The 11,767-nt window shown below is 43.8% G+C and carries 11 protein-coding genes and 1 pseudogene; 4 read left to right on the top strand and 8 right to left on the bottom strand.

What is annotated here, in order from left to right:
* The coding region (locus VB714_RS05635; protein WP_323222016.1) for a hypothetical protein at positions 1-219 on the top strand (219 nt) is incomplete at its 5' end.
* Here VB714_RS05635 and VB714_RS05630 read toward each other — a convergent pair.
* From VB714_RS05630 to lnt, 4 genes are all read right to left on the bottom strand, one after another.
* A complete protein-coding gene (locus VB714_RS05630; protein WP_323222014.1) occupies positions 156-2,894 on the bottom strand; it encodes a HEAT repeat domain-containing protein in 2,739 nt (912 codons plus the stop codon). The two genes, VB714_RS05635 and VB714_RS05630, sit on opposite strands and share 64 nt — an antisense overlap.
* A gap of 102 nt (positions 2,895-2,996) precedes the next feature.
* Positions 2,997-3,281: a hypothetical protein gene (locus tag VB714_RS05625; protein WP_204103502.1), complete on the bottom strand. Its 285-nt coding sequence runs from the start codon at positions 3,279-3,281 to the stop codon at positions 2,997-2,999.
* Between the two features lie 78 nt (positions 3,282-3,359).
* Positions 3,360-4,442, bottom strand: coding sequence for a 3-isopropylmalate dehydrogenase (gene leuB / locus VB714_RS05620; protein ID WP_323222011.1), 1,083 nt, complete (start codon positions 4,440-4,442; stop codon positions 3,360-3,362).
* A gap of 110 nt (positions 4,443-4,552) precedes the next feature.
* A complete protein-coding gene (gene lnt / locus VB714_RS05615) occupies positions 4,553-6,115 on the bottom strand; it encodes an apolipoprotein N-acyltransferase (RefSeq protein ID WP_416309614.1) in 1,563 nt (520 codons plus the stop codon).
* Positions 6,116-6,160: 45 nt separating this feature from the next.
* On the opposite strand from lnt, the gene VB714_RS05610 reads away from it, so the two are divergent.
* Positions 6,161-6,469, top strand: a complete 309-nt coding sequence (locus VB714_RS05610; protein WP_323222009.1) for a hypothetical protein — start codon at positions 6,161-6,163, stop codon at positions 6,467-6,469.
* A 176-nt stretch (positions 6,470-6,645) separates the two neighbouring features.
* On the opposite strand, the gene VB714_RS05605 is transcribed toward VB714_RS05610, so the two are convergent.
* Together VB714_RS05605 and VB714_RS05600 are read right to left on the bottom strand one after the other, a co-directional pair.
* Positions 6,646-7,590: a spermidine synthase gene (locus VB714_RS05605; protein WP_323222008.1), complete on the bottom strand. Its 945-nt coding sequence runs from the start codon at positions 7,588-7,590 to the stop codon at positions 6,646-6,648.
* A 73-nt stretch (positions 7,591-7,663) separates the two neighbouring features.
* Positions 7,664-9,283, bottom strand: coding sequence for a pentapeptide repeat-containing protein (locus VB714_RS05600; RefSeq protein WP_323222007.1), 1,620 nt, complete (start codon positions 9,281-9,283; stop codon positions 7,664-7,666).
* A gap of 160 nt (positions 9,284-9,443) precedes the next feature.
* On the opposite strand from VB714_RS05600, the gene VB714_RS05595 reads away from it, so the two are divergent.
* Both VB714_RS05595 and VB714_RS27350 read left to right on the top strand, forming a co-directional pair.
* Positions 9,444-10,295, top strand: a complete 852-nt coding sequence (locus VB714_RS05595; RefSeq protein ID WP_323222005.1) for a prephenate/arogenate dehydrogenase — start codon at positions 9,444-9,446, stop codon at positions 10,293-10,295.
* Between the two features lie 33 nt (positions 10,296-10,328).
* A pseudogene (locus tag VB714_RS27350) lies at positions 10,329-10,424 on the top strand (DUF6999 family protein); the annotation flags it as partial.
* A 436-nt stretch (positions 10,425-10,860) separates the two neighbouring features.
* On the opposite strand, the gene VB714_RS05590 reads toward VB714_RS27350, so the two are convergent.
* Both VB714_RS05590 and VB714_RS05585 read right to left on the bottom strand, forming a co-directional pair.
* Positions 10,861-11,268 (bottom strand): type II toxin-antitoxin system VapC family toxin, encoded by a 408-nt coding sequence (locus VB714_RS05590; protein WP_323222003.1) that lies wholly within the window; start codon positions 11,266-11,268, stop codon positions 10,861-10,863.
* Positions 11,265-11,519, bottom strand: a complete 255-nt coding sequence (locus VB714_RS05585) for a hypothetical protein (RefSeq protein WP_323222001.1) — start codon at positions 11,517-11,519, stop codon at positions 11,265-11,267. The genes VB714_RS05590 and VB714_RS05585 overlap by 4 nt, the downstream gene beginning before the upstream one ends.
* Between the last annotated feature and the right edge of the window lie 248 nt (positions 11,520-11,767).

Raw genomic sequence — 11,767 nt, 5'->3', positions numbered from 1 at the left:
CGCGGCCGCATCGGGCAAGCGTTCGGCCGCCTGATCCGCCGCGCCGACGATTTTGGCCAGTTCGTCATGCTGTCGCCCTCATTCCCGTCCCGGCTGCTCAGCGCCTTTCCCGAAGGCACCCCGATCCGCCGCCTGCCATTGGACGAGGCGGTCAATCATGTCGCAGCCGCCAATGTCGAACGCAGAAAAAGCGCCTTTCCAGCCTTTTCACCGTCATAAGTTTGCGGCACAAGGCTCCCGAACGACGGCATAAGCGCGAAGGCGCGGGGGAAGATTTTGAAGAGTTTGAAAATAAAAGTAGAACAAGCTACTTTTCCTAGCGCTTCTGCAGCCCTCTTACGCACCAAAAAATCATCATCTTGTAGAATTTTAATCAAAGGGACAATTACTCGATCTGAGTTAACTTTCCCTAGTGCTTCTGCCGCTCTTCTACGTACCAAAAAATTATCATCTTGTAAGGCTAGTATTAAAGGATAAACTACCTTGTCTATACCAATATTCCCAAGTGCCTCTGCTACTTTTCTACGAACGAATGGATGCTTATCTTGTAAAGCTATAATTAAAAATTCTAAAAATTTAACTCCCCATTCTGAGCTAATTTTTCCTAGTTGACTTGCTACACTTGCTCGGACAAAATGGTGTTCATCTTGTAACAATGAGGTTGAAATCTCGATTCTCTGCTCCGAGTTGAGATATTCTATTGCTCCTACTGCATTTCCACGTGCAAAAGGATTTTCATCTTGTAAAGCTAAAATTAAAGGTTGAACTGCTTGCTGAGTACCAATATTTCGCAATGCTATTATCGAATACTCACGAACTTTAGAGTCTTGATCGTGCAAAGCTATAATTAAAGGTTCAATTGCTTGTTCTGAGCCAATATGTCCTAGTGCAGCTGCTGCACACTCACGAACTTTAGAGTTTTGATCGTACAAAGCTGCAATTAGAGGCTCAATAGCTTGTTCTGATCTAATATTATCCAATGCTTTTATCGTACTTTTGCGAACTTCAGGGTCTAGATCGTTTAAGACTGTAATTAGAGGTTCGATTGCTTGCTCTACACCAATATTCCCTAGCGTTTCTACCGTTGTTCTTCGCACGTTGGAGTCTTGACTTTGCAAATTCACCCTTAAGAATTTGATTGTCCGTTTTGAATCAATTTTACCTAATGCTCTTGCTGCTCTACGGCGCATCTTTGAATTCTTATCTTGCAAGATGTTCATTAAAGACATGATCGCTTGTTCCGAACCAATTTTTCCTAATGTTTCTATTGCTCTCATCCGCACCAAAGGATCTTTATTTTTTAAAGCTGCAATTAGGGAATTGACAGCCTGCTCTGTTTTCAATATTCCAGCTGCTCTCCTACTTGCTAAATAGTCCTCACCTTGCAAGACATTGATTAAAGTTTCAAGTGCTTGTTTTGAGTCAATATTTCCCAATGCTTTTACGACTCCGCAACGCACCCCAGAGTCCGAATCTTGCAAGGTAAAGATTAAGTTTCTGACAGACTCATCCGATCGCGTCATCCCCCAAAGCTCAACCTTCACCTTTAACGGCACATCCAACTCGCTCACCAAAGCCACCGTTTTCCCTTGAAACTCTCGCTTCACCTCACCTGCCAACCGCGCCCCCAACTGCCAATCTACCGCCAACGCCGATCGCACTACCCGCACCGCTTGCTCCTCATCCTCCAGCAACCCCAACATTAGCGCGATCGCCTCCGTCCACTCGAACAAATTGAGATAGTCCCGTTGCAACACCTCATCCGTTAACCCCGACACCATACGCTTCAACCGCATCGCCGCGTAATATTCCTGAATCAACTGGTGATGAAACTCCAACCGATCCTCACCTCCCACCTGTAGTAAATGATGCGCCAGTAACCCCTTCAAATATTTCTTAACGCCACGAAAGAGATCGCTTTCCCCCTTCTCTGCCAAAAACTTCTCCAAAATCTCCTCTGCTTCTTTGCGAGAAACCACCAAACGGATATCCAGTCGATCCTTCCTCGGCATCATCGCAAACGCCAACTCCTCTAGTAAGTCTTGCCAACATTCCCGTAAATCCCCCGCCGAAATCTCCTTTTTCAAACCTCTCTCATACTCGTGCAGGACAAACCGATGCAACAATTCCCCTGCATTTCTCGGCACATCTCCCGCTACCCGCACCGTTTTGCAGAGCATCCAGAGAAACATCGGCGTTTTTCCCAACTCCCGCAACCGACTTCCCAACTGCTGTAAAATTTGCTCTCCCTGCTGCTGCTTGCGAACAAATATTTTCATTTGCTCTTCCGTTAGAGGTTGCATGGTCAATTGTTTCTCAACATTGACTATTCCTGCATTGCCCAAATTCCGCGTTGTAAAAACCATCCAGATATTAGGATAATCTGCCTCTAATTGTTGCAATTGCGCCTTGATAGCATCGGAAGGCAACTCATTCAAACCATCGAATAAAAGCAAAAATTTCTCTTCATATAACAATTCCTCTTCTAGCACCCTCTCATCAATTTTCAATTTCCGATCGCGCTTTTTAATCTCTTTAACAATTCGCTGAAAAATTGACTTTGTAGCATACCGTAACTCTATCAGCACCGGAATGCGATCGCTTTTTCCTTCCTTCACCTCCTGTGCCACTTCCAACACCAATCGCCTCAACGCAGTAGACTTCCCCGATCCCGGTACCCCAATCAACAAAACCCGCTCTTTCGCATACTTCCGCAACCCCGTCAAAACCCCCAATCGCTCCTTTTTCTCTCTCTCCGACGGCGATCGCGCTTCCTCGATCCGCTCTACCTCCAAATCTAGCAGCGATCGCTCCACATCCGTGACGGTAAAATTATCCCACCATTGGGCATATTCCTCACAAACCGAATCCAAATAAGCTGTCCAATCTCTCATCTTTGGTGCAGATCGTCACTAAAATAATCTTAATACATCTGATTTAATATTGTCGCAGAAAGTTTGGAGGGTTTGGAGACCAAACCCCTACGAGGGTCAATATTATTCGGTTTCTAAATGATCGATGGGGATAAAAAATTCCCTCGGTAGCAAGATCGGTTGGGGACCAAAGAGAAGTTTCCCCCAATGACTTTGAGGATCGATCGCCACCCCGGTAGGAGGTGAGGGAAACCGTTGATGGACTTGATAGAAAACGTAAAAGATCGCTTGTGCCGATCGCATGACTAGGCGATCGGGTGTAGGAGGGCGTATAGATTGCCGCATTTGCTGAATGTGTTGTTCTCGCTCTAGGGCATAGGAGCGATCGCTTAAATCAAAAGAAACCATCAATCCACCAATCGACAACTCTATCTCAAAGTATCAAATCAAGGCTCAAAAGGGAACGGGGAATGCAGAGAAACTCTTTTACAAGGCTTTTAGCAATACTTCTCCCATTTCTTGACACCCCACCAATTTACATCCAGGGGACATAATATCTCCCGTGCGATACCCGTCATCTAATACCTTACTTGTTGCTTTTTCCAATTTTTCAGCAGCTTCAGGCTGGTCTAAACCGTAACGTAACATCATGGCTGCACTGAGAATTTGCGCGAGGGGGTTGGCTTTATCTTGTCCTGCAATATCCGGTGCGGAACCGTGGACGGGTTCAAATACGCCTGGTTTGCCCGGTGCGCCTAAACTGGCGGAGGGGAGCATCCCGATACTTCCCGTCAGCATGGCGGCGGCATCGGAGAGGATATCGCCAAATAAATTTCCTGTCACAATTGTATCGAATTGTTTGGGCGCTCTCACTAATTGCATGGCGGCATTGTCAACATAAAGATGGCTGAGTTCTACTTTGGGATATTCTGCTGCGAGCAGGACGACGCGATCGCGCCATAATTGGGAAACATCTAAAACATTGGCTTTATCCACGGAGCAGAGTTTTCCTCCCCGTTTCTGGGCGGTTTCAAAGCCAACTCGGGCGATGCGATCGACTTCTGCTTCGGTGTAAGCCATCGTATTAACACCCCGTTTTTCCCCAGTTTCTGTGGCAAAAATGCCTTTGGGTTGTCCGAAGTAAATTCCCCCAGTTAATTCTCGCACCACCATAATATCGACCCCTTCAACCACTTCTCGTTTGAGGCTAGAAGCGTCGATAAGCTGGGGTAAAATTGTGGCGGGTCTCAGGTTGGCAAAGAGGTCTAAGCCCGCTCTCAGCCCTAATAAACCCGTTTCTGGGCGTTGATGGCGAGGCAGGTTGTCCCATTTATAACCCCCGATCGCCGCCAGCAATACCGCATCGCTATTTTTACAAGTTTTTAGGGTTGCTTCGGGGAGAGGGTTTCCCGTTGCTTCGATCGCGGAACCGCCAATAAGGGCTTCTGTAAACTCAAATTGGAGGTCAAATTCTGGCGCGATCGCCTTTAACACTGCAACGGTAACGGTCATAATTTCGGGGCCGATGCCATCCCCTGGTAGTAAGGTAATGCGGTATTGCCGTGTCATAAAGTTGGTTTGCTACAAATGAGAATTTATTTTAACCTGTTATCGGTAACATCAGATGATTTTGAGAAAATTTATTGAGTTTTGCGATCGCCTTAAAAGCAAATGCTAACTCAATCGAAAATCTTTGTCTTATTCAGAAACAAAGCGATCGCCCCCAACCCAAAAAAGCACCAAGTTAACCAATCTCCCCAACGCACATATAATGTTTTTGTGGTGCGCCGATAAATTGTTGCGTCATGCAATTCATAAGTATTAATTCCCGATCTCCATAAGGTCTTTCCGTGGGGATCGACAATACCAGAATAGCCTGTATTTGTAGCACGAACTGCCCAGCGATCGCTTTCAATGGCTCGCATGACATCGAGGGCGTGATGTTGGGCGGGCATGACTTCACTATAATGGGCATTATTGGACGCAGTTAGAATAAATTCTCCTCCTTGTGCGGCTTGTCGTTGGAAGTGATAAGAAAAGGCAGATTCGTAACAAATTCCCACAATTGCTTGTCCAAAGGGAGTCTCAAAAACTTGTGTTGGTTTTCCTGGAATTAAAGTTGCTTCTAAGGGAGAAAGACGATTGATAAATTTCCCTAAAATTTGTTGAAAGGGGATATATTCTCCTAAAGGAACGAGTTTGACTTTATCATAATGACTGACGGTTTTTCCTTCTCCTGTCACGGTAAATAAACTATTGGTGATTTTATTATCTTCTTGGGCAAATCCTCCCACCCAAGCTAATACGCCTTTTTCTAAAATAGCCTGATAAAACGAGCTTGTAAATTGTCCTCGATCTTGCCAAACAAAAGGTAACGCTGTTTCTGGAGTTAACACGGCATCGACACCGCGATCGCTGAGTTCTTTATAGCCTGAAGTATAACCTTCAATGGCTTTATACCATCCTTCCGGGTTGAGTTTAATTTCATTGGCAATATTGCCTTGAATAATCCCCACTCTCAAGGGATTTTGATTCGCAAGAGGGCGATTGTAGAAACTCAAACCTAATCCATGTAAGCCCATGAGTAAGGCGATCGCAATTCCGGTTAATTGCCATTTTTTCTCTTTCAAGATTAAGGCTTCTGCTAACAACCCATTCACCGCAACAATTGCCCCAGTTACCGCCGTTGTTCCCGATATTTGGCCTAAGTGAAGAATGATTAAATTATGGGGGCTTTGAGTATAAGCTAACGGCGACCACCATAAAGGAGTATAACTCCAAATTGTCTCGAAAACGCACCAAATTGATGTGCCAATTAAAACTCTTAATAAACTTGACAAAAAACTCGTTTTGTGTGCTTTATTTTTAGGTAATAAAATTGACCAAACAACGACTAAACCTGTTCCCCAAAAAGTAATAAAAAGCCAACAAAATAAGGCGATCGCGATACTTCCCAACCAAGGCACTCCCAACCAGGTCATCGGGTGAATTCCTGTAATCCAAAATAGCGCTAACCCATAATAGCCAAATCCCCAGGCGATCGCGGCGAAAATTGCCATTTTACGAGAGGCGCGGATCGTGACTACCCAAAGGGGTATTAAGGCGATCCATGCCAAGGGAAAGGCTTCTACGGGGGCAATGGTTAAGCCCATGAAAATGCCCCCCAGTAGGGCAAAAATGAGTTGAGGATAGGAGGGAATCGATAAGAATTGTAAAGAGTTAGGCCAAGAAAGCGATCGCATTAAAGCACTATTCAGAAAGAACAATGACTCATTTTAGAGTCTAATTTGCAGAATTTTAGAAAATTTGGTCATGAATCGCATTACAATCTTGTAAAATGGGGAGAAAAGGCGATCGGTAAATCCAATGCAACAATGACTCTTTTAGAAAAGATAGTGACTGAATTAGCATCAGCACCAGAACCCTTACTCGTGAAGGTTCTTGATTTTATCCAATTGAACAAAATTGCTTCTACAACCGTCTCTGATTCAGAAAATTTGCCCCGTACTCCTGGTTTATACCAAGGGCAAATTTGGATGAGTGAGGATTTTAATGATCCTTTACCTGACGAGTTTTGGTTGGGTGATGCAGAATGAAAGTTTTAATTGACAGGTACTTTATTTGATTCCTAGTGGTCTGTCAAGGATTTTTTGACGGGTAAAGCTGTATCGCGATAACCCTAATCCATTTCAATGGATTTTTCGTATGAGACAGGGATTTTCAATCCCTGGCGGATCCGGGCTATACTCGTCATTTTGAGTATGACAGACCACTAGCCCCCAATCACTCCTTTACCAAAAAACTTCGGAGGTTCTTTGAGGGTGTAAACTTCTGTATATGCCGCGATCGCATTACGAACGTATTTCGGGGTTTGTACTAATCCTAAATAAGTAATGCCATCAATCAGTTTCAATCCTCCTTTAGTTTTTTCTGCTAATAGGCGATCGATCGCCTCGGGATCGGGACGAGTATCAATAAGTTGGTTAGAAGCAAGAGCAAATCCCCAAGGAACCGCATAAGTTGGAACAGGAGAATTATAGGAGATAACATTAGGAAAAACTGTTTTTAAAGTATTCACCAAACGGGCGTGTAATTTTATTTCTCCAATAGCAACCGGACCCGCTTGTACCACAAAAAAACCATCCGGTGCCATCACTCCTTTAATCTGCTCAAAATACTCTTTAGTAAACAGTTGAAAAGAAGGACCTTCTTCAATGGGATCGGAAAGATCGGAAATAACAATATCCCATTTTTCTTGAGTTTCATCGATATATTTTAACGCATCGCCAATGACTAATTCTAAACGGGGATCGTCGAAAGCACCTTGGTGCATTTCCGGAAGATGTTCCTTGCACGCTTCTACAACTTCCCCATCAATATCGACCATAACTACTCGTTCAATGGTATTCCAGCGCAAAATTTCGCGAATAGTTGCCCCTTCTCCTCCCCCAAGAACCAGGGCATTTTTAGGCGATTGATGCGATAATAAAGCAGGATGAACGAGGGGTTCGTGATAGAGAAATTCATCCCCAGTACAAGACTGCCATTTACCATCAAGAATCAGACCTTTTCCATATACCCCTGTTTCAATAATGTACATTTCCTGAAAAGCCGTCTTTTTATAGGCAATCAGTTGTTGAATGCCATGCTCGTATACATCCCAGGGGGTGATGTACTCTTTAATCCACGCATCTGCTTTAACTTCGCTTCCTGCCATTTTATCGGTTATTCGTTATCAGTTATCAGTTATCAATGAAGAAGGAATAGGAATCAAACTCTCAACTTTGTTTTTAGAGTTTTTTGGTTGCCCATTGCCTATTGCTTATTCTCTCATGGGATTGTCCTAAAATATCAAAATCATAGAAAAAATCTTGGACGAACTGAACTAAAATATTAGTGGGGGGTAAAACCAACTCTTTCCCTAAAGCATTCTTGCGAATCGTACTCTCAAGTATAGTTGGATTAGTCGAGAAGCGCTGACCGAACTCGGGATTGTGATAAACATCAACCAGTTTATTGCGAGAATTACTAATCACGGTGTAAGTTGGGGCATTAAGAAACTCTCTGGCTTCCTCGGATAATAAATTCATTTTATCCTTTTCTATGGGTTCGAGTGCCGCGATCGCCTCGGATAGTTCAATCCCCAATTGTCGCAAATGTTTGTGTTGCGTTGTTTTGAAAACACCGTTTTTTTGCATCTGCACTGTTTGTAATAATACCTTTAAATTGCGCTCTACTGTTTGACAATCTCGAAAAGGGAGAGTGGCATAATATGCAGTTAAGAACAAATCTTCATTATTATCGGTCTTAAATGTCAGATAAGTGCGGCGAGAACTCACTTTTATGCTCGGTGGTTTTTCTAACTTGGGATTGGCTAAAGAAATCCGGTGGTAAATGGTTGCAAGGGCTAAATTTGCATAGAGATTGAATGCCGAATCAATTGTTACTTGTACGGTTGGGGGGGTTTTATTGAAAAATTTCTGAGTTTTATCCGCATCGAGACGATAAACTTGACTCTCATCTCCCTCGGGACTCACATCGACCCAATCACAAGAAATACCTTCAGTTTTTAAGCCAAAGTGAGAGACATTATAAAGTTTACTTCCTGTTAGAGTAGCTCCTGTGAGGTCGGCTCCCGTCCATTCTGCCTGAATTAAACGAGCGCGGCTCAAATCTGAATGTACTAAACTCGCATTGACTAAATTAGCATGACTGAGATCGGCTCCGGTAAGATTCGCACCGCTTAACTTAGCATCGCTTAAATCCGCCCAGCGTAGATCTGCCCCACTTAAATCCGTCCAGCGCAAATTTGTTCCGCGCAGATCCGCACCGCTCAAAATGGCTCGCGTTAGGGTAGATTGGGATAAATCTGCCTCTCTTATATTTGCTCTTTGTAAATCTGCCCGCCTTAAATCCGCGCCACTTAAGGTTGTTTGTTCAAGTACGCTTTCTGTAAGAAATGCTCCTCGCAAATTTGCCTCGCTCAAATTACAATAGCTGAGAGTTGCTTCTCGGAGATTCGCTTCCCGCAAGTCCGTTCCTTCTAAGTTTGAGCCACTTAAATTCGCTCCACTTAAGTCTGCTCGAATAAGTTCGGCGCGAATAATGAGAGCCTCCATGAATTCAGCTTCTCTCAAATCAGCGCGAATGAGATTGGCAACATTAAAGTGAGTATGATTGAGAATTGCTTTCGATAAATTTGCTCCACTCAATCTGGCTACATTGAGTTTCGCCCCGCTTAAATTTGCCCCGCTTAAATTTGCCCCGCTTAGGTTAACGACATTGAGTTTTGCCCCGCTTAAATCTGCCCCACTGAGATTAATATTTCTTAAATTCGCTTCATTGAGATCGATATTGCTAAAATTTCTCGTTCCGGAGGCGTATAAGCGGCGTAATTCTTTAACATTCATGGTGGGGGAGTGGCAAGGTTTTAAGTTTTAATGGAGTAAAGCCAATGTTTTGAGAGTAGCGAGACGCTTAGGGAGCGAGACGCTCCCACTACGGTATTCTCCTGTTATAGTAGTGCGGGCATCTTGCCCGTTAATGCGTAAGTCCTAAGTAAAACAAACTGTGGGTACAACTGTTGGAATTGTGGGTTTAGGTTTAATTGGGGGTTCTTTGGGTTTGGATTTGCGATCGCAAGGATACCGAGTTATTGGGGTTTCCCGCAAGCTGCAAACTTGCCAAACTGCCGTTTTACGAAAAGTTACCGATGAAGCCAGCATACACTTATCGCAATTAGCGACGGCGGAAGTTATTTTCATTTGTACGCCAATTCGGGCGATCGCGCCAACGATCGCCGCCCTCCTTCCCCATCTGTCCCCGGAGGCGATCGTGACGGATGTGGGGTCGGTAAAAACCCCGATCGTGGAGGAGATAACATCTTGGTGTCCGAATTTCCTTGGGGGTCATCCGATGGCGGGAAACGAGTCGCAAGGCATTGACGCAGCGCAACGAAATTTGTTTGTTAATGCCCCTTATGTCTTGACTCCTGTTGAGGATACATCGACGCGGGCGATCGCGCAATTAGAGGCGATTATCGGGGCGATCGGTGCAAGGTTATATTCTTGCTCTCCTCAACAACACGATCGCGCTGTAGCCTGGATTTCTCATCTTCCTTTATTGGCGAGTGCGGGGTTGATCGCGAGTTGTTTGGGGGAAGAAGAGGGAGAAGTTTTACAATTGGCGCAACAGTTTGCTAGTTCTGGGTTTCGCGATACCAGTCGCGTCGGAGGAGGCAATCCGGAGTTAGGCGTTGAGATCGCCCGTTCTAATCGAGGGGAGATATTGCGATCGCTTTCCCGCTATCGGCAAAATTTAGATGGGTTGATCGCGGCGATCGAACAAGAAGACTGGCAAAAGTTGGCTAATATTCTGCAACATACGGAGTCTGGACGCAAAAAATTTGTTGATGGTCGTTAAAATTCCCTCCCTCATCCCCGCTATCAACTATCAGTTGATATTGACTTTACGCGACGCAGTTGGCTGAGAAGACTCGATCTAGAATCCGCGATCGAACTGTTTAAGGTCTTTTATTCTCTCTGTTTGACTTGACAATGGTATTCTTACAGAATGGGAAACTGTGCCGTCCTGTAACCCCGTTTTGAGAAAGAAAAATTAGTTAGAAAGAGAACAGCGATCATCTTCAATTCAAGTTGCGATCGCGATCAAGGCAAAATTGTTCGTGATGGAAAGCGATGGCCATGCACAAATGGCGTTCTTGTCCTAACTGTGGCCGTAGTCCAAAAGGTGGAAGTTTGTTGACTTTAGGAGGTGGAAGTTGGTTCCCTGTATATCAATGTAAAAGATGTTCAAATTTTTTCTGTTATAGTTGTGGTTATTCTGGGAAAGATTGCCCTCATTGTGGGTCTAACAATAAGAAAAAAGCAGGAGAAGTTCATGGAGGCTAAAACAAATCGTCCTTGAACTTTTAATATTTGAGAAAGATGACAATCTTTCTCAAATAAAGACTCTAAAGGCTCTTTTTTTAGGGGAAAACCTCAAAAGAAAGATCGCCACGAAATCGATAAATATAAAAATCACGATCGAGAGTAAAGATTTGCCTTTGGTTTAAAGTTTCAGCCGTAACGACTAAAGAAGCATCTCCTAAATCCATCGGAATATCTCGGTATTGTTCCATTAAAAATTGCATTCTTTCTCGTTCCTCGAGATCGTGCTGATGTAATATGAGAATGCCATCAACAAAATAATTCCACAGTTCTTGTTGTCCGGCCCACCCTCCATAACGTGCCAATAAATACATTGCCTCAGTAACGCAAGACCATGTGGTTATCAGAGGAGAAGATAAATAAGGTAAAACATCAATACAGCGTTGATGATTGCGATCGCCTCGATTAATCAGAGCAATGAGAGCAGAAGCATCGCAAATTGTCATTCATCTAATTTCCTATCTTCATATTTTTCGACTAAGAGATCGGTGAATATCTCGCTATTGCATTCAGACAGGTTTGATGGTTGAAAATTAACTCGTCCAACTTTTCCTCGCAATAGTTGCTCCAAACTTTGAGTTGGAGGGAAATCGCGAGATTCATCCTTTAAAATGGTGAGTCGTACTCGTTTACCCGTCAACTCGGAAGCTCGTGCAAGAATTTCTTCCCAAGTGCCTTCAAATGTTTGGAGTGTCATTTGTTTTTGATTTTAAATTGAAATCGCCCATATTTTGCATTTTAACCAAACTCGGACTGGAATGCAAACTTGAACGCTCCCCAACCATAGTCCCGATAATTTCCTCTCTATTCAACAAAAATTGAGGGGAAAAATAGTTAAAAAAAGACTTGACTTTATTGACTTGACAATGATATTCTTACAGAATGAGAAACTGTGCCGTCCTGTAACCCCGTTTTGAGAAAGAAAGGTTAGTTAGAAAGAGAACA

Source organism: Spirulina sp. 06S082 (genome assembly GCF_034932145.1).
GTDB lineage: Bacteria > Cyanobacteriota > Cyanobacteriia > Cyanobacteriales > Spirulinaceae > CCY15215.
Note: the sequence above shows the minus strand (reverse complement) of the source record. Positions and strands in the feature narration are given on the sequence as shown.